14 protein-coding genes are annotated in these 19,891 nt (G+C 43.8%); 10 read left to right on the top strand and 4 right to left on the bottom strand.

Annotated elements, in window-relative coordinates:
• Window positions 1-192 precede the first annotated feature (192 nt).
• The gene (gene gyrB / locus KKA81_01335; protein ID MBU2649551.1) at window positions 193-2,136 is read left to right on the top strand and encodes a DNA topoisomerase (ATP-hydrolyzing) subunit B; all 1,944 of its coding nucleotides are present in this window, start codon (window positions 193-195) and stop codon (window positions 2,134-2,136) included.
• Between the two features lie 295 nt (window positions 2,137-2,431).
• On the opposite strand, the gene KKA81_01330 is transcribed toward gyrB, so the two are convergent.
• Entirely contained in the window at window positions 2,432-3,091 is a 660-nt protein-coding gene (locus KKA81_01330; GenBank protein MBU2649550.1) for a DUF2461 domain-containing protein, read from the bottom strand.
• A gap of 36 nt (window positions 3,092-3,127) precedes the next feature.
• On the opposite strand from KKA81_01330, the gene KKA81_01325 reads away from it, so the two are divergent.
• Both KKA81_01325 and KKA81_01320 read left to right on the top strand, forming a co-directional pair.
• Window positions 3,128-3,955: a hypothetical protein gene (locus tag KKA81_01325; GenBank protein ID MBU2649549.1), complete on the top strand. Its 828-nt coding sequence runs from the start codon at window positions 3,128-3,130 to the stop codon at window positions 3,953-3,955.
• A complete protein-coding gene (locus KKA81_01320) occupies window positions 3,952-6,036 on the top strand; it encodes a helix-hairpin-helix domain-containing protein (GenBank protein MBU2649548.1) in 2,085 nt (694 codons plus the stop codon). Before KKA81_01325 ends, KKA81_01320 begins: the two co-directional genes overlap by 4 nt.
• Here KKA81_01320 and KKA81_01315 read toward each other — a convergent pair.
• From KKA81_01315 to dnaE, 3 genes are all read right to left on the bottom strand, one after another.
• Window positions 6,033-6,968, bottom strand: a complete 936-nt coding sequence (locus KKA81_01315) for a DUF58 domain-containing protein (GenBank protein MBU2649547.1) — start codon at window positions 6,966-6,968, stop codon at window positions 6,033-6,035. The two genes, KKA81_01320 and KKA81_01315, sit on opposite strands and share 4 nt — an antisense overlap.
• Before the next feature lie 72 nt (window positions 6,969-7,040).
• The gene (trxA, locus tag KKA81_01310) at window positions 7,041-7,358 is read right to left on the bottom strand and encodes a thioredoxin (GenBank protein ID MBU2649546.1); all 318 of its coding nucleotides are present in this window, start codon (window positions 7,356-7,358) and stop codon (window positions 7,041-7,043) included.
• A 79-nt stretch (window positions 7,359-7,437) separates the two neighbouring features.
• On the bottom strand, window positions 7,438-10,899 hold the full coding sequence (dnaE, locus tag KKA81_01305; protein MBU2649545.1) for a DNA polymerase III subunit alpha: 3,462 nt from the start codon (window positions 10,897-10,899) through the stop codon (window positions 7,438-7,440).
• Window positions 10,900-11,114: 215 nt separating this feature from the next.
• Here dnaE and KKA81_01300 point away from each other — a divergent pair, with 215 nt between their 5' ends.
• The 7 genes from KKA81_01300 (at window position 11,115) to KKA81_01270 (ending at window position 19,861) form a co-directional block, all read left to right on the top strand.
• Window positions 11,115-11,897 (top strand): 30S ribosomal protein S16, encoded by a 783-nt coding sequence (locus KKA81_01300; GenBank protein ID MBU2649544.1) that lies wholly within the window; start codon window positions 11,115-11,117, stop codon window positions 11,895-11,897.
• Window positions 11,898-12,028: 131 nt separating this feature from the next.
• Window positions 12,029-12,553, top strand: a complete 525-nt coding sequence (rimM, locus tag KKA81_01295) for a ribosome maturation factor RimM (protein MBU2649543.1) — start codon at window positions 12,029-12,031, stop codon at window positions 12,551-12,553.
• Window positions 12,550-13,302 (top strand): methyltransferase, encoded by a 753-nt coding sequence (locus KKA81_01290; GenBank protein ID MBU2649542.1) that lies wholly within the window; start codon window positions 12,550-12,552, stop codon window positions 13,300-13,302. The genes rimM and KKA81_01290 overlap by 4 nt, the downstream gene beginning before the upstream one ends.
• Entirely contained in the window at window positions 13,295-14,779 is a 1,485-nt protein-coding gene (locus tag KKA81_01285; GenBank protein ID MBU2649541.1) for a fused MFS/spermidine synthase, read from the top strand. The genes KKA81_01290 and KKA81_01285 overlap by 8 nt, the downstream gene beginning before the upstream one ends.
• A 32-nt stretch (window positions 14,780-14,811) precedes the next feature.
• A complete protein-coding gene (locus tag KKA81_01280) occupies window positions 14,812-15,618 on the top strand; it encodes a gamma-glutamyl-gamma-aminobutyrate hydrolase family protein (GenBank protein MBU2649540.1) in 807 nt (268 codons plus the stop codon).
• A gap of 28 nt (window positions 15,619-15,646) precedes the next feature.
• The gene (locus KKA81_01275) at window positions 15,647-16,390 is read left to right on the top strand and encodes a hypothetical protein (protein MBU2649539.1); all 744 of its coding nucleotides are present in this window, start codon (window positions 15,647-15,649) and stop codon (window positions 16,388-16,390) included.
• A 405-nt stretch (window positions 16,391-16,795) separates the two neighbouring features.
• Window positions 16,796-19,861 carry a hypothetical protein gene (locus KKA81_01270; GenBank protein MBU2649538.1) on the top strand — a complete coding sequence of 1,022 codons (3,066 nt, stop codon included), beginning with the start codon at window positions 16,796-16,798 and terminating at the stop codon, window positions 19,859-19,861.
• The last annotated feature ends 30 nt before the right edge of the window (window positions 19,862-19,891 follow it).

Here is a 19,891-nt window from a genome sequence, read left to right as displayed (position 1 = left end):
ATTGATTCCGAAACCGGCTTAAATTCACCAGATTTTCAAATAAAATCAAAAACCTGGGATTTAACAGAATATTGTTAATAAAATCCCTGATTTTCTTTACTTTAAATAGATTCTATATCCTAAAAAAACACTATCTTTGCCAGATATCGTTTCTCTTATAACTTACTGATTATGACCACTGAAGAAAAAAACATTTCATCTCGGCAAAACTACACTGCAGACAACATCCAGGTGTTGGAAGGATTAGAGGCTGTCCGGAAGCGTCCGGCCATGTATATTGGGGATGTCAGCTTTCGCGGGCTGCATCACCTGGTTTATGAAGTTGTTGACAATTCTATCGATGAAGCGCTTGCCGGTTACTGTGACCGTATTGACGTAATCATACACCCCGACAATTCGGTGACCATCACCGATAACGGACGAGGTATCCCTACAGGATTGCACGAAAAGGAAAACCGTTCCGCACTGGAGGTCGTAATGACTGTCCTGCATGCCGGCGGCAAATTCGACAAAGGCTCCTATAAAGTCTCCGGCGGCTTGCACGGCGTGGGCGTATCCTGTGTTAATGCCTTATCGGCACACCTGAAAGTTACTGTTTACAGGGAAGGTAAAATATTTGTCCAGGAATATGAATACGGTAAACCTCTCTATCCTGTTAAAGTAATTGGAGAAACCGATGCAACAGGAACAGAGGTAACTTTCAAACCCGACCTTGGCATTTTTACCGTTAGTGAATACGATAATAGCATACTGGCAACACGTCTCAGGGAACTGGCTTTCCTGAATAAGGGCATTCGCCTGACTCTTACCGACGAAAGAGAAAAAGACGATGACGGCAATTTCCTGCACCATTCATATTTTTCCGAAAACGGTCTTATTGACTTCATCAACTACCTTGATGAAACCCGTGAAAAGCTGATGGATGAACCGATCTCTATGGAGGGGGAAAAAAATGACACTCCCATTGAGATCGCTATGCAGTATAACTCCTCTTTTGCCGAAAACATACACTCTTACGTCAACAACATTAACACCCATGAAGGAGGCACTCATCTTTCAGGGTTTCGCAGGGGATTGACCAGGACTCTGAAAACCTACGCTGAAAAATCCGGAATGCTGTCCAAGCTTAAATTTGACATCAACGGTGACGACTTCCGGGAAGGTCTTACAGCCATTATTTCGGTGAAAGTGGCAGAACCTCAGTTTGAAGGACAAACCAAGACCAAGCTTGGCAATAGCGATGTTATGGGCTCTGTCGATCAAATGGTAAGCGATCATTTATCCAATTACCTTGAGGAACATCCCAAGGAGGCCAGAACCATCGTCAACAAAGTGATTCTGGCTGCCACAGCAAGGCATGCTGCCCGTAAAGCACGCGAGCTGGTTCAGCGAAAAAACGTTCTCATTAGTTCTGGCCTGCCCGGCAAGCTTTCTGATTGTGAAGAGCGTGACCCGGCCAAAGCAGAGATATATCTCGTTGAGGGTGACTCCGCCGGCGGAACAGCCAAACAGGGCCGTGACCGAAGGTTCCAGGCGATACTCCCCCTAAGAGGCAAAATCCTGAACGTCGAAAAAGCCATGCAACATAAAATCTTCGAAAACGAAGAAATCAAGAATATCTTCACAGCTTTTGGCGTATCCATTGGTACAGAAGACGACAGCAAAGCATTAAACCTTGACAAACTGCGCTACCATAAAATCATCATCATGACCGATGCCGATGTTGATGGCAGCCACATCGCCACGCTGATTCTAACCTTCTTCTTCCGGTATATGAAAGAACTGATTGAAAACGGTTACGTCTATGTGGCTACACCGCCCCTGTACCTTATCAAAAAAGGTAAAGAAGAAAAATATTGCTGGAACGAAGAAGAAAGGGAAAGGGTGGTGGCTGAGTTTTCATCGAACGGCAGCGAAAAAGGAATAGGCATACAACGCTACAAAGGTTTGGGTGAAATGAACGCTGAACAGCTTTGGATGACAACCATGGATCCGCAATTCAGAACCTTGCGCCAGGTGACCATCGAAAATGGCACGGAAGCCGACAGGGTCTTCTCTATGCTCATGGGCGATGAGGTACCACCCCGCAGGGAATTCATAGAACAAAATGCCAAATATGCCAACATTGACGTATAATTTGGTTCATCCTTAAAAATAAAAGAGGCCGCTTTACCTGAAAAGCGACCTCTTTTTTTTCGTAACCAAAAGGCAGCCCCTGAAGAATTGATGGTGTGAATTAGTCATGAAAAAAAAGCAATAGCACAATTATTATGAAAAAAACCTAGAATTATGAAAAAAGCAATCTTCAGGGGCTTTCAAAGAACTGGATTAACAAATTAATTAACCAATCGACACTAACAAAAATAATATCACTTCCTGCTGAAAAAAAGCAGAAATCAGGATACGGCAGTAACAAAAAAGTTAACGGTTTCTATTGATCCAGAGCCTGGTTAAGAAAATCTACCAGGGGTTTCATCACCCGGTAAGAATTCAGCACATGAGCAGCGTAATCCTCCCCACCGGCAGTATTGTCATCCACATTCCTTCCTACAACATAACTCTTGTATTTCAGCAGTTCCATATCGGCAAAACTCTTATCAAAGCCCTGTGGCGGACGTTGTAGCTTATGGTCGAACATCTCACCAAACTCCTGACGAAAGTCATCTGAGTATAGGATAGACTTAAATTTCTCCGGATTGTAATAGATCTCCTTTCTGACCAGGTTCAGTACATCGCCCGGGGGCATGTAAATACCACCTCCGGCAAATGACCCACCCGGTTCCAGATGAACATAATACCCGGCAAAAGGCTTTTTCCTTCCACCCTTGCTAAAAAACGCACCAAAATTTGTTTTATAGGGTGATTTATCATTGGAAAACCGAACATCGCGAAAGATCCTGAAGACACAATCCTTGGGTTTTAATCCCGCCAGTGCAGGATCCATGCCGGATAGTCCTTCTATAAGCTTTGCCGTGAATTCCAGGAAACTGCGCCTTGCATCTTCATAGCTGCTGCGGTTGGCGTCAAACCATTCTTTATGATTATTTTCCTTTAAATCTTTCAGGAAGGTGAGGACATTTTGCAATTTCATGGACTAATGGTTAAGAGATGACAAATTCTTTTAACTATGAACACAAAGATCGTAAAACTGTTTGTCTGTCCTTACATTTTTTTTATCCTGGTCACCCTTTTCCTTTTCCAGGGAAAAGTACAAGGACAGACCGGAGCCAGGGCTGCCTCTCTTGCAAATGCAACAGTTGCCGATAATGGCTTTTGGGCAATTATGGGCAATCCGGCAGGGCTTAATGGCATACAGGGGATTCAGGGAGGACTATCCATTGCCGACCGCTTTTTAGTCAGCGAACTTCGGCAGGGAACCTTCGCCCTGGCTGTTCCTGTTAACAGAGCTCACACCGGATTCAGCCTGTCCCGGTATGGGTTTGGGCTCTATTCGGAAAACCGTGCAGGAATAATTTATTCCGGCCAAATCCTGGAAAAACTGTGCATCGGGGCAGAATTGCATTATACCTGGATAGTGGTTGGTGAATCAAAGGAACAGGAGCACCGCGTAAATTGCAACCTGGGTATGATATTTAAAGCCAATGAAACATTGTTCCTGGGTTTGCATACCGGGAATCCTGTATCCTTCTTCCAGGATGATCCAACGGAGTTGCCATGCATCCGTTTGGGTGCAAAATTCCTGCCATCTCAGGAATGGCTCATCCTTTTTGAGGTTGATAAAACACTTTACCGTCCCATTTCCTGGAAAGCCGGCATGGAAATATCACTCCTGCAACAAGTGTTCTTGCGTACCGGGATCAGTGTACCTCCCCTTTCGCTGTCGTTCGGGGCCGGATACATCAACGGTCATTTCACCATCGACCTTGCCTCAGCTTATCACTATGTGCTAGGCTTTTCGCCTCAATTATCCATCATTTACAGTTTCAATAAATGAAAAGTATCTATTTCATATCGCTAAATCTGATCCTGCTTTTCATATCTGCTAAAGGACAGCAGGAGCAAGGCCTGCAGGAATTGGAGAACAACCTGGAAGAGATGGCCTCTGACGGATTGGAAGCTCAGATCCCCTATGAGATTTTAGAAGACCTGTCGGCAATGATTGAGAGACCTATTATCCTGAATAAAGCCACAGCCAAGGAACTGGAAACACTAACACTGCTCAATGACTACCAGATCAGCCATTTCCTGGAATACAGAGAAGAATACGGTGAACTACTCAGCTTCAATGAGATCCTGGCTGTTCCCGGATTCAACACCGCCATCCTGGAACAAATACAACCTTTTGTTTCGCTCAATGGAGAAAAGGACATGAAATTGCCTGTCCTTGCCAAAACCAGAAAAACCAAAGCCTATCTAATAGGCAGATATTCCAGAAATTACCTTTTATCTTCAGGGAATGGCAAATCCCAGAAAGAAGAACCGGATTATCTGGGTTCTCCTGATAAATATTATCTAAAAACCACGGTAGAATACCGAAATCACTTATCTGCAGGATTCCTGGCAGAAAAGGATGCCGGAGAACCATTCTTTGCCGGAGAGATCCCCGACACATTGAAGGAGTTCCGCAAACCCGGCTTCGACTTCTATACGGGGTTTATTGCCTTTCAGAATTGGAAATTTATTAAGAAAATTGTTGTAGGGGATTTTCATGTACAGGCAGGACAAGGGCTTACGTTGTGGACATCCAACCACTGGTCGGCGCCTTCCATGCCTTCCCAGATCATCAAAAGAGGCCAGGGTATTAAATCATCGGCATCATCGGAAGAAAACCGCCTGATGCGTGGTATTGCCACTTCAATCCAATGGCATAACTGGGAAACCACGGCATTCTGGTCGAGGATGACCAGAGATGCGAATCTGTCGGACGATTGGGAAACAGCCGGGACCGGTCTCATGATATCCTCTTTGCAGGAAGGCGGCTACCATCGTACTCCGGGAGAGATCATGAACAGAGATGCTATTACTATGACCACGATGGGGATAAACCTAAAACACGCAGGGCACTGGTACAAGGCCGGAATTACAGTAACCCGAACGGAACTTTCTGCCGGCCTGGAGAAGTCAAATCAGCCATACAAACAATTCAGGTTCAGTGGAAAAGCCATAAACAATGCAGGAATCAACTGGTTAATTAAACCATTGAACAAGGTTGTGCTCATCGGCGAGTTTTCCCTGATGTCATTCCGTTACTGGGCTATGTTGCATAGTCTTACCGTATTTCTCAACCGTGGAGAGCTATCGATACTCTATCGAAATTTCTCCCTTCGCTACGATAATCTCCTGAACAATCCATACCGGACCGCATCGGGAGGCTGTGAACAAGGAGTATATGCCGGTGTATTGCTGAATGTGATTGCCAAATGGACATTAAACGCATATATAGACCTGGCGTGGTATCCCTGGCTAAAATTTGGAACCGATGCTCCATCCCAATCCCGGAAATATAAAATCAGCATTGTTCATGAAATCAACCGAAATGCAGATCTTAGCTTATCTGCAAACTACGGCTATAGTGAAAAAAACAGAAGTACCACCCAGGAATACCTTCACACGCTACATAGCCAGGAATCCTGGAAAATCAACCTGGGTTTTGCTTATGCAGCCAGTTCTTCCTTTAGTGTCCGCACGAAGCTCGGAAGCAACATGGTGAGTATTCCGGAAGGACAAGCCAGGGTAACCAGTACAGGTGTGAGTATATCGCAGGATCTTCTATATCGTCCTCCCGACAAATCACTTGCCATAACCTTCCGTTGGATGCTTTTTGACACGGATGACTACAACTCCAGAATATATCAGTACGAACATGATGTATTATATGCTTTTTCCATACCTGCCAGTTATGGCAGCGGGTTAAGGTGTTACCTGCTAATAAAAACGGGTATAACGCGGGGCACTGAGCTCTGGTTTAAAACGTCATTAACACGAAATCTGCGCAAACCCGGAGGCGGGGGAAGCAATCAAACAAACCGTGAAACCTCCATGGAAGCCCGGATACAGCTAAGAATAAGGCTTTAGAACATTTTCGACCGTTTAACAAGATATGGAAGGAGGATTTGTTCAAACCCACGACTTATATCAGCCTCAACAAAATCTATCCGGTAACTGCCACAACGTAGCATAAGCTCCTTCCTGTAACTATCTACGGCACGGGTGTAGTCCTTTCTGACATCATGCGGATTGAGTTTTATCTCCTCTCCATTTTCAAGGTCCACAAAACGGTAGGGACGATTATCATAGCGAAACTCAAGTTCATGGCTTTTATCCGTAACATGGAAGAGCACCACTTCATGCTTGTTATGCCGGAGGTGCTGCAGTGCAGAAAACAAAGCACCGGGATCATCTTCCTGGTCGAACATATCACTAAAAATTACCACCAGTGAACGTTTGTGTATCATCTCCGCAATACGGTGCAGAGATTCAGCAACAGAGGTACTCTTTCGCACTTTCGGACGACCTGCAACCAGCATTTTCTCCATCTCTGAAAAAAGGTAGCGGGCATGAACAGTGGTAGAGCGTGCACCGGTTGCAAGCTCAATTTCTGATGAGAAGATACTCAATCCGAATGCATCCCTTTGTTTTCTGAGCAATTCGATCATGGCCGCTGCCGCATAAACAGAAAAGGTGATTTTATTGGGTTTATCCACTTTCAGTTCATCCATGACAGGGAAATACATAGAAGAGGAATTGTCGATCACGATCTGGCAGCGCAGGTTTGTTTCCTCCTCAAAGCGCTTGACAAACATTTTATCGGTTCGGCCGAAGAGTTTCCAGTCGACGTAACGCACCGATTCTCCTGTATTGTAAGCACGGTGTTCTGCAAATTCAACGGAAAAACCATGGAAAGGACTCTTATGCAATCCCGTGATAAACCCTTCGACCACCTGCCTGGCGATCAATTCAAGAGATCCGAACTGCTGCAGCCGCTTCAGGTCAATCGTTGCACCCATAATCTTATTTAAATATAAAAAAGAGTGGTAGTTGCATAACTGCCACTCCCATTATTATTAGAAAACTACCTTTTACAGGATAGCTTCCAGCTTGTTGGTAAGCACCTGTTTCGGCACTGCACCAACCTGTTTATCAACCACCTGTCCGTTCTTAATGAACAATATGGTTGGTATATTCCGGATACCAAACTGGGCAGTAACCTTTGGGTTATCGTCCACGTTCACTTTTCCTACAACAGCTTGTCCACTGTATTCGTTACCAATTTCCTGAACAATGGGGCCTACCATCCTGCATGGACCGCACCATTCTGCCCAGAAGTCAACAATTACAGGCTTATCTGCCTTTAATACCAATTCTTCAAAATTTCCGTCGGTAAATTCAAGAGCCATTTTTTACTGTTTAAAATTTAACAATGAAACACCAAAAATATTAATTTATTGCGATGTAGATAGACATAACAATTCTACATCAGAATAGTTTACATTCAATTTCCTTGACTTTCTGTACTTCCCTGGTAAATTCAGCGGGATTGACCCTATTGTTTTTTGTCTTCAATTCCACTCCTATCTTCTCCAAAGGATCACGCACATTGATTCTTACGGGACAAGTTCCAGGATGTGACTGGATGATTTGTTGAATTTTTCGAATAAGATTGCTGTCAAGATCGGAAATATTCACGGAAAGCCGGATGCTTTTGGTGAATTTTTCCAACACGTCGGGAAGCAAGATCATGGCCGAGATTTTGACCTCGAGCTGGTCATCACTGTTAAATCTTTTTTCAACACGTGCACGGGCCAGCACATGGGCACCATCATCCAGGAAATGTTTCATTTTCAGGTACTCCTCCGAAAATATCATAAAAGACCGGGTATCGGTATAATCCTCCATTACGAATAATCCAAAGGGTTTACCATTTTTGGCAATTTTACTTTGGCTTGAGATGATCATCCCGGCAAATGAGATCTGCTTGTTTTCATATTGCCTCAGGTTCTGATTCAGATCGGTCAGTGAGCAGCTACTGAAGTTTTCGATTTCGATACGATAATTATCCAGGGGGTGTCCCGACATATAAAACCCTGTAACATCTTTTTCATTTTTAAGCTGTTGGAGTTTCGACCAGGGCTTACAATCGGGAAGAGCCGGATCTTCAATTTCCACCTCAACTTCGTCACCGAAAAGAGATTGCTGAGCTGAATTGATCCTTTCCTGGTATCCTGATGCGAAGCGTATGATTTTGTCAAGAAAAATACTATCTTCAGTATCTGACCGATAGAAATACTGAGCCCTGTGTGTTCCCTCAAAGCCGTCGAATGAGCCCGCCATCACCAGTGCTTCTATACAACGCCGGTTTACATTGCGCAGGTTGACCCTTTTGGCAAAATCAAAGATACTTTTAAACGGTCCGTTTTGATCTTTTTCCTCCAGGATGCTTATAACGGCACCTTCTCCAACACCTTTAACGGCGCCCAGACCGAACCGGATCTGTCCTTCTTCATTTACCGTGAAGTGCAGGCTGCTTTCGTTGATATCCGGCCCAAGGACATCGATATTCTGACGCTTGCACTCATCGATAAAGAATTTGATCTTCTTGATATCGCTAAGGTTGTGAGTAAGCACTGCTGCCATATATTCAGCAGTATAGTTTGCCTTAAGATATGCCGTATGGTAAGCGATCACCGAATAAGCAGCCGAATGGGAACGGTTAAAACCGTATTCGGCAAAGCGCTCCATAATACTGAATACTTCATCGGCAATATCACCGGGTATGCCTTTTGATTCTGCACCTTTTACAAATTCCGCCCTTTGTTCCACCATGGCATCCATTTTTTTCTTGCCCATGGCCCTTCGCAACAGGTCTGCTTTTCCCAGGGAGAAACCGGCCATGAGCTGAGCTGTCTGCATGATCTGCTCCTGATAAACCATAATGCCATAGGTCGGTTTAAGGATTTCTTCCAGGAGCGGGTGTGGATATTCAACCTTTTCCCGCCCATGCTTGCGGTTGATATAAATGGGTATAAAGTTCATCGGCCCCGGACGATACAGGGCATTCATGGCAATAAGGTCTTCTATGTTATTTGGTTTCAGCTCCTTGAGATAGTTACGCATGCCATCCGATTCAAACTGAAAAGTGCCGATCGTGTCACCCCGTTGGTACAGCTCAAATGTCTTTTTATCATCCAGGGGTATTTTATCAACATCAATTTCGAAATTATGCCTGCGACGTATATTCTCTATTGCATCTTTAATGATCGACAGGGTTTTTAATCCCAGGAAATCCATCTTCAGCATACCCACCGATTCAACAAGCTTACCGTCATATTGCGTAACCGGAAGATCGGAATCCTTGGCAGTACTGAGAGGGATATGATCCATAAGATCATCGGGTCCGATGATCACGCCGCAAGCATGTGTACCCGTGTGGCGTGCGGATCCTTCAAGGGTTTCGGCAAAAAGCAATGTTTTTTTCTGAAGCTCTTCCCCATCATTCTTGATATCATTGAGTTCTTTAACTTCATTATAGGCCTGAGAAAGTGATATCCCGGGTTTTTCAGGAACCAGTTTTGCCAGGCGGTCGGCATCCGGCAACGGGAGTTTCAGCACTCTGGCAACATCGCGAATGGCCAGCTTAGCCGCCATAGTCCCGAATGTTACAATTTGAGCCACTTTCTCCCGCCCATATTTCTCCACCACATATTTTAAGACCTTATCCCTGCCTTCGTCATCAAAGTCGATATCGATGTCAGGCATGGTGACCCTTTCGGGATTCAGGAAGCGCTCAAAAATCAGATTATACCTGATGGGGTCAATATTGGTAATGCCGGTGCAGTATGCGACCGCTGAACCTGCAGCGCTTCCCCTTCCCGGCCCCACGATCACTCCCATTTGTTTCGCAGCTCTGATAAAGTCCTGAACAATCAGAAAATAACCCGGGAAACCCATTTGCCGGATCACAGACAATTCGAAATCGATTCTTTCCCTGATTTCATCGGTTAAATCAGGATAAAGCTTACTTGCTCCTTCATACGTAAGGTGCCGGAGATATTCATTCTCGCTCGTGAATGTCCCGGGAAGCGGAAAATGCGGCAGAATAATCTTTTTGGAAGTTATATCATAATTTTCAACCTTTCCGACTATCTCCCGTGTATTTGCCAAAGCTTCAGGAATATCCGGAAATAGCGTCTCCATCTCCTCTTTCGATTTAAGGTATTCCTGTCCTGTATAGGAAAGACTCGATTCAGCATCAATATCTTTGCCGGTATTCAGACAAATAAGAATATGATGTGCTTCAAAATCATCTTTCCTTATAAAATGCACATCGTTCGTGGCAATCAACTTCACACCATATTTGACCGAAAAATCCCGCAACACTTTGTTTACAGCCATTTGTTCCGGCAGCCCATGGTTCATGAGTTCAAGATAAAAATCCTCACCAAAAATATCAAGGTACTCTTCCAGAATCAGGGCAGCCTGATCTTCTCCCCTATTTATTATAGCTTTAGGGATCTCACCGCCCAGGCAAGCTGAGGAAGCAATGAGTCCATGGTGATACTTACGAAGAAGCTCCTTATCAACCCGGGGATGATAATAGAAGCCTTCTGTATAACCAAGGGAACTAAGCCGGCTGAGATTGCGGTAACCTTCCAGGTCCTTGGCAAGAAGGATCAGATGAAAGCTGTCGCGGTCAACCTTATCAAATTTATCGAGACGGGTACGCGCTGACACATATACTTCACAACCGATAACAGGTTTTACCCCCCTTGCCCGTGCTTCCTGAAAAAAATTCAGCACACCATATAAATTCCCGTGATCCGTAATTGCAAGTGAATCCATCCCCAATGAAACAGCCGTATCGAGCAGGTCCGGAATTTTTGCCGCACCATCGAGAATAGAAAACTGAGTATGTACATGTAAATGAGTAAAATCAGGCATTTTGAAATAAGTGATTTCCTGGGTTATCGCTGTTTGTAAAAGTAACATTTTGCATTATGGAAAGTTCCCGCTGTTGAAAAGTTTTAAAAACTGAAGAAGTGTTTGCAGGAATGTTTCATTCCTGTTTGTGTTTTTTTAACATGCCCGTTTCATAAATCAAAAAAAAATTCGGATATTTGCACCCCAAAATAAAAACAATCAATTTATTATCAATTATGGCAACGAAAATCAGACTGCAAAGAAGAGGTAAAAAGGGTCGCCCCTATTACCACATCGTTATTGCGGATGGTCGTGCACCACGTGACGGAAGGTTCGTTGAGAAGATCGGGGTTTATAACCCGGTTGCCAATCCTGCAGAGGTTGACCTCAATTTCGAAAGGGCAATCTACTGGTTACAAAGCGGAGCACAGCCAACCGACACGGTACGATCCATCTTTTCCTTTAAAGGTGTATTGTACAAAAACCACCTGCTTAACGGAGTTAAAAAAGGTGCTTTAACCGAGGAACAGGCAGAAGCCAGATTCCAGTCGTGGTTAAACGAAAAAGAGGATAAATACAGGAACAAAGCCAAGGAAATCCTTTTGACCGGAAAGGAAGACAAGAAAAAGCAACTCGAAGCCGAACGCAAGGTTAAGGAAGCCAGAGAAAAAGAACTTGCCAAGAAACGCGCTGCCGAACTTGGTAAAGTTGCTGAAGCTGAGGCATCAGAAGCAAGCCCGGAAACCGAAGCTACCCCTGAACCGGAAGCAATAGCCGAACCGGAGGCTGCACCGGAAGCTGCCCCTGAACCGGAAGCAGTAGCCGAACCCGAAACTGCACCGGAAGCTGCCCCTGAACCGGAAGCAGTAGCCGAACCCGAAACTGCACCGGAAGCTGCACCTGAACCGGAAGCAGTAGCCGAACCCGAAACTGCACCGGAAGCAGAATCCACAGCCGAACCTCCTGTTGCTGAAGAACCTGCTCCTGAAAACACAGAAGAAGAAAAAAAGGAAGAATAGAAAACTTCACTCTATAGTAAAGCCGGGAATCATCCCGGCTTTTTTTTTGCAACTGGCAAAGAATAGAACATAATCTTAAAAAACTTGCTTTAAATGGTTTTTTCCTGTAGGTTTGAATTAAATTCACCATCATGAACAAGGAAGAAGCTTTTCTGGCAGGGAAAATAGTCAAATCACCCGGGATCAAGGGGGAACTGATGATTGCGCTCAATCTGCCCTGGGAATCATTGGCAGAAAAGGCCGACTTCCTTTGGATTGATCTCAATAACAGGCTTATTCCGTTTTATGTTGTGGAAATATCAGGGGAAGGTAAAAATGTCTGGGTAAGCCTGGAAGACATCTGCAATCCTGAAACGGCTAAACCTCTTATCAAAAGGGACGTTTATCTATCCATCGATAAAATCCCAAAACAATTCCGGAAAAGTATTAACCCAGGAATAATAGAGGGTTACAAGGTAAGTGACATTACATACGGTGAAATCGGCGTAGTAAAGGAGGTGATCGCCGGTACTGTCCAGGATATCATTCTGATCTCCGGGAAAACTCATGAGATCATGATACCGGTTGCGGAGGATATCATCCTGGGTATGGACAATAATAAAAAGACTATAACCATCAATGCTCCGGAAGGATTGATCGACCTTAATAAACCATGAGCAAACCTTTCCATTTCAAATATTTCTATTTATACGACGACCAAAGTACCATGAAAATTGGCACGGATGCGGTTTTGCTGGGGGCATGGACAGAAACCGGAGGAGTATCCCGCATCCTTGATGCAGGTACAGGATGTGGGATCATTGCTTTGATGCTTGCTCAGCGATCTCAATCCCAAATACTTGCCATAGATATTGACAGTGCTTCCGTGGAACAGTCATCCCGAAACTTCCGGATTTCTCCATGGAAAGAGCGATTAGAGGCCAGACAGATCTCCATCCAGGAACTGGCTTTGCATGACAGATCATGCTTCGGACTTATTGTCAGCAACCCTCCCTATTTCAGTAAATCGCTTAAACCCGGCAATCAGCAAAGAAAACTGGCCAGACACGATGATATGCTGACTCCGGAAGAACTGATTATTTCCGTTGATCGCTTATTGTTACCTGCAGGTCGTTTCAATGTGGTTCTACCATCAACGGCAGAAGCCTCATTCCTTTCACTTGCCCGGATTCACAATCTTTGGCTTGAAAACAAATTGACCTTCATTCCAATTCAGGGAAAAAGACCCAACCGGATATTGTTGTCGTTTTCGCGTTCACATTCAGACAGTATCAAAAATGAAATCCTAACCATGAGAAATGCCGATGGGACTCATACGGATGAGTTCGTGGAGTTTACCAAAGATTACTATCTGTTTGATCCGGAAATGATACGGGAGAGACTAAACACAAATCAAAATGCGTAAAATATTACTTGAACTGACAGTATTTCTTTGCGGAGCCGTAGTCATGATCTTTGAGATCCTGGGCTCAAGGGTGCTGGGACCCTATTTGGGCACATCGATGTTTGTGTGGACCAGCCTAATCGGTATCATACTAGGTAGTCTGAGCCTCGGGTACTGGTTGGGAGGCATGCTTTCCGACCGTAAGCCGTATTTTGGGGCATTGGGTCTTGTCATTCTGGGTGCAGCCATTGCAATTTCTTTGACTTCCTGGATCGGGGAAGGCTTTCTCTCTTCGCTCTCCGGTATTTTGCCGGGAATCAGGCTTCCTGCCGTCATTGCCTCGATAGTACTATTTTCACCGGCAAGTATTTTCCTGGGAATGGTTACCCCTTATGCTGTCAGGTTGAAAATCCGCAATCTGCAGTCGAGTGGACGTACAGTAGGAAACCTCTATGCTATTTCCACTGTGGGATCCATTGCCGGGACTTTTTTGGCAGGATTCTTTCTTATACCGGCTTTTGGAACAACAAAAATCCTTTTTGCACTTTCAATTCTGCTGGTATTAATATCAGGAATGATTCTCTTCACCGGCTTAACCAGGAAAAAAGTTTTATTCTGGTTGCTTATTCCGGCTTCTTTTCCGTTTCTGATCTGTTTATCAGGAAGAAGCGGTAAAGATGTTCTCGCTGATGTTGACACAAAATACAACAGGGTCCGCATCCTGGATATACCGGATCCATTCAGTGGTAAGCCTTCCCGCATTATGATGATCAACGATGAACTCAGCAGCGCTATGTTCATGGATTCTGATTCACTTGTTTTTCCTTACACCCGATATTATAAGCTGGCTGAACATTTTGTGCCGGATTTCCGGCACAGCCTGATGCTTGGAGGCGCCGGATATTCATTTCCAAAGTATTATATTGACCATTATACAGATGCAAGCATCGACGTCGTTGAAATTGACCCTGGAGTCACCAGGCTGGCTTATGAATATTTTCGTTTAAAAGATAATTCCCGGTTAAATATTTTTCATGAAGATGGCCGCACATTTCTGAACCGCTCAAAGCAAAAATATGATGCTATCCTGGGGGATGCATATAAATCAATGTATTCCATTCCCTGGCAATTAACCACGCTGCAATCTGTGCAAAGACAATACGACCTGTTGAACGATGATGGAGCAATTATCCTGAATGTCATTTCTTCCCTCAGAGGCCCAGGAAGCCTTTTTCTGCAAGCAGAATTAAAAACGTACCAACAAGTGTTTCCGCAGGTATATCTTTTCAAGGCCATTGAAGGATATCAGGAAGATCAGATGCAGAGCATCATCCTGATAGCACTAAAAAGTAAGCTTCAACCAACTTTCCGCAGCGATAATGCGGAACTTGACGCATATCTTAAAACACTTGTCAGCCTGCAAATAGAAGATGGCATACCGGTTCTCACGGACGAATACGCGCCGGTGGATTACTTTGCCTTGCAATCATTGGAATAATCGTTACTTTTAATCATTAAACATTCTGAAAGATGAAAACACGTATTACCCTGATTTTCACATTATCACTGCTTCTTATCGTTTGGGGTTCCTGTACACGGCATGAGACTGAAACGCCACCGGTTTACATTGCCGTTTCAAAGGCATCCGAACCCGGAGATTTTGGTAATTACGGGAAATGGATCAAAAAAGCCGACAGCACAGTAGTTCTGATCGATGTATATTACATTCCTGCCGATTCCGCCATGAAGGTGCTGGAAACATGCTCCGGACTGCTTCTCACCGGAGGAGGGGATGTACATCCGTCGCGTTATGGCAGCACTTCCGATACAAGCATTTTCGAAGACATAAGTCTCAAAAGGGACGCACTGGAATTAGAACTGATTCGCAGGGCATTACAGTTGGGCTTGCCTGTTCTGGGCATTTGCCGCGGACTACAAATAATCAATGTATCCCAGGGAGGCACCCTGTACGCCGACCTGCCCACTGAAACCGACACAATGGTCAAACACCGTTGTGATGATTATCTGAATTGCCGGCATGAGGTAATTATCCAGGAAGAGAGCCTGCTACACAAGACAAGTTCTGTTGCAACAGGAATAGTCAACAGCAACCATCATCAGGGCATCAGGGAACTTGCACCAGGCTTGCAGGCAATTGCCCGGGCAAACGACAGCCTGACCGAGGCTATCCAATGGAAAAACCCAGAACAAAAACCCTTCCTGCTGGCTGTCCAGTGGCACCCGGAAAGAATGGATATTAGCAGCCCGCTTTCTCTTCCCATAGCTATGTACTTTTTAAGAGAGGCAAAATACTATAGCGTTAAGGATAAAGAATAACTTCACGGCTAAAAATCATATTCTTATAATGGAACTTAAACCTGTTTGGACTGACGAGTACGAAATCCGCTGGTACGACTGTAACATTGATGGAAAACTAAGTATTCCTGCACTTTGCAACTTCCTGCAGGAAACAGCGTGGCACCATGCCGACCACCTGGGTTTTGGCATGGAAGAAACTTTTGAAAAAGATATGGGGTGGGTACTCCTGGTTTTGCAAATCAAAATTGAATCCTACCCCGGCTGGCTTGAACATATTTCCCTCGATACTTGGCCGGCAAACCGTGAAAAATACCTGGCCTTCCGTGAATTCAGAATAAAGGATAAATCGGGTGACACTATCGGAACGGTCAGAGCAACCTATCTGATCATCGATCTGAAAACAAAAAGGCCTAAAAACACTGAATTACTGCAAAAATTAGAATACTTATGCCACGAAGAGCTGGCCGGGGATTTCAAAACATTTGCATTCGAAAAAGGCACACAACTAATCCCGGCAGGGGAACATAAAATTCTTTACTCCGATATTGATCATTACGGACATGCCAATAATAGCAAATACCTGCAATGGGTTATCGATGCCCTCCCAAATGATTTTATCCGTACGCATGTCCCCGATGTCATTGAAATTAAATTCCTTCACGAATGTTTTCTGGGTGAAAAAATAATGATATTTTCTAATCCTGTTGATTACAGCCATTTTGAAGGAAGACGGGAATCAGACGATGTAACCAATTTCCAGGTAAAGATCAGGTGGAAGATAATCCAATAAGGATATTGAAATAAGCGTGTTAAATATATGTTATTGATAAACAATCACTATCAGTTTGATTGACTGAAGTTTTTAGTAAAGCCTCAAATCTGCAAGCGTATTTAAAAAAATGCCACGAATACACGAATAAATTAAAATGCCACGAATGCACGAATAAATTAAAATGCCACGAATGCACGAATAAAAGAAATTCGTGCATTCGTGGCACTATTTTTCATTCGTGCATTCGTGGCATTTTTTTTCGCGGAATTAAGGTAAAGTAATAAATCAACATAATTTTATCCGATGGTATTAATGTTTATACTATATTTGAATTTCTAAAGACCAGACCCAACTCTTGCAGACTCTTATTATTGACCAGATACTTTGAACCATATGACCAAATGCGTTCAAATTTTTAACAAGTTGAAAGTAGCTTTCAGCTTGTCGGGGGTGTTAATCCTCCTCCTGTTGTTGCCTAATCACAGGATTTACAGCCAGCAATATATTGTTCATCATTACACTGAAAACGAAGGGCTTGCGAATTCAAAAGTCTACGATTTGATTCAGGATTCGTCAGGGGTTATGTGGTTTGCCACCAGGGCAGGCATTTCATCTTTTGATGGTTTGCGCTGGAAAACGCATGGTGTGATGGATGGCCTTCGCATCAGTTCCTATGAAAAACTTTTCCTGGATGAGAAAGGTCTGATATGGGCATTGCCGGGAAACGGGAGGTTCCATTTTGCCTGTTATAATGGTGAAAAATGGAAGATAATGCAGCCTGACAGTACGGATAACCTTATTTATCCGTATTCATCCTTTATTGTAAAATATGAAAAGGACAAACCCACATTCTATGTGGGTGGCTCTCATAGAATATGCATTTACCAGGATAAGAGCCTTATAACTTTAGACCAAAGCCATGGTTTGCAACAGGAAATTATCAGTGGCATGGCATTTTGTGATTCGGTATTATATATAGCAACTAACGAGGGTCTTTACACGTATTCGGAAGACACCTTATCCAAAGCGGATCAAATGAACCGGCATCTTCCCGCTGTTGACCTGCTGGGGATAAATATCGATAATCCGGGAAATGGCAAATGCAGGATTTGGGTAGCCGGTACTTCCTGGACAGGATATTTCCAGGATGGAAAATTTAAACTCATTAACAGGAATGTAAGCTTCAGAACAGATATCCGCTCATTTTACGTCAGAATATTACCTGACAAACACAAAGGGCTTTACGTCGCCAATCCTCTGACCATTTATTACCTTGATCCGGGATCCAGCTACCAGGAACATATAGGGATCAGGAGCGGGTTGATCACAGAGGGAGCTACAGGGATGATCTTTGATCATGAAAACAACCTCTGGATCAGCAGTTTAAGAGGAGTAAACAAAATTCCGTCCCGCTGTTTTGTCAGCTTCACCACGGATCATGGTCTTCTCGACAATGAAGTTACTGCCATTGTTGAAACCGAGCCCGGTATAATTGTTATAGGGCATCATGGCGGGGTGACTTTTTACGATGGCAAGAACTTCAGTAAACTGTTGTTTCCCAGCCGACCCGGGTTTGACAATATGGATCAAAGAATCCTTGATATGTTTGTGGACGACAAGAAGAACATTTGGGCTGCCACTTCTTTTTATGGTTTGGTTAAAATAACTCCCGATAACAGGATAGTAGAATACAGGGATTTTGCAAAGGGTAAAAATGTCAGCTGTGTGGTTACAAACAGAAAGGGTGACATTTTTGCAGCTACCGATTATGAAATCTATGTACTGAAGGATGGTCGTTTTGAACCAACAGATTATTTTTACAAGGACAATGTTTCCATCCGGCGATTGTTCTTCAGTTCCGACGATTCGATGTATATCTGCGGCTACAACGGGGTTGCCCGGGAAAAGAAAGGGAAATGGACGAAATTGCATTGGGATACTGAGGATCCTGCTGCTAAAAGTGCCTATTCTATATTTGAAGACAAGGACGGAACATTATATATAGGAACGCTTGCCGGACTGTATGAAATAAAAAATGACTCCGTAGTAAGGTTAAGGAGTAAACCGTTTCGTATCGACCGCCCGGTGTACCTTATTTTCAGCGATAATTCCGACAGGATATGGTTTGGAACCGATAACGGGGTTTTCCGCTGGGATGGAAGGAATTTAAAGCATTTCACGACTAACGATGGTTTAGCCGGGCAGGAAATAAACCGTGACGGTGGGCTATGCGATTATAAGGGAAGGATTTGGCTGGGTACAAACAACGGATTATCTCTTTTCCGGGAAGAATTTGACAAAGATATTTCAGAAATCTCCCCTCCCTTGCTAAGTCTTGATTATCTTGTTGCCGGACAAGATACCTTTGATTTTTCTCAACCTGTAAAACTACCCTATAACAGAAACAATCTAACTTTTCATTTTCAGGGCATTTCTTTCATTGATGAGAACCAACTATACTATCAATGTTTCCTGGAGGGACACGATAAGGAGTGGTCACCTGAATTCAGGGCACTTGACAACTCATACCGGTTCCAATACCTCAAACCCGGCGAGTACACTTTCAAGATCAGGGCCAGGAATGTACTGAATATCTGGAGCCCCGAGGTAACATCCTCAATTATTACCATTCAAAAACCACTCTGGGCCAGAAGCTGGTTTATTGCCCTTTATTTTGTGTTTGTAATTATTCTGGCCATTTTTGTCTGGAGCATCCTTAACAGCCGACGCTATGCTGCAAAACTAAAAAAGGAGGTCGAAGAACGAACCAGGGAATTGCAGGCCTCGGAACAGAGACTTCAGGATATAAATTCAACCAAAGACAGGCTGTTCAGCATCATAGGCCACGACCTTAAAAGCCCGTTCAACACAATCCTGGGGTATGCCGATCTCTTGATTAGTGAATACTACACCCTGACCGACGAGGAAAGGATCAAGTTTATCCGGCAAATTCGCAATTCATCCGGGAAATCATTTGAACTGCTTCAGAATCTGCTGGTCTGGGCGCTTTCGCAGGAAGGAAACCTTAAGTTCGACCCCTTGCCGATTAATCTTCAAAATACAGCCGAAGAAAACATAATGATGCTGAAAAGTACCGCTGACAGAAAACATATTAATATAATTAACGGAATTGCTAAAGATAGCACGGTATTCGCCGATAAACCCATGATCGATACTGTCTTCCGCAATATTATCTCCAATGCCATCAAATTTACCGGTGATAATGGACGTATTATCCTTACTTCCCGTATTGAAAACAATATGTTTTTTGTAAGCATTAATGACAACGGTACGGGTATTCCTATAGAAATTCAGGATAAAATCTTTAGTCTTGATAAACATGACCGCCCTTTAAAAATGCCGGAGAATTCGGGAACCGGACTGGGCCTTGTGCTCTGCCGTGATTTCATTAAAAGGCATAATGGAGATATTAAGATTCAAAGCGAACCCGGTAAGGGAACAACCGTAATCTTTTCACTGCCTTTGTAATGCCGGTCATTTTTCTATCTTTACCGGAAA

It is taken from the genome of Bacteroidota bacterium (genome assembly GCA_018831055.1).
Lineage (GTDB): Bacteria > Bacteroidota > Bacteroidia > Bacteroidales > B18-G4 > M55B132.
This window is presented reverse-complemented; position numbering and strand designations above follow the sequence as displayed.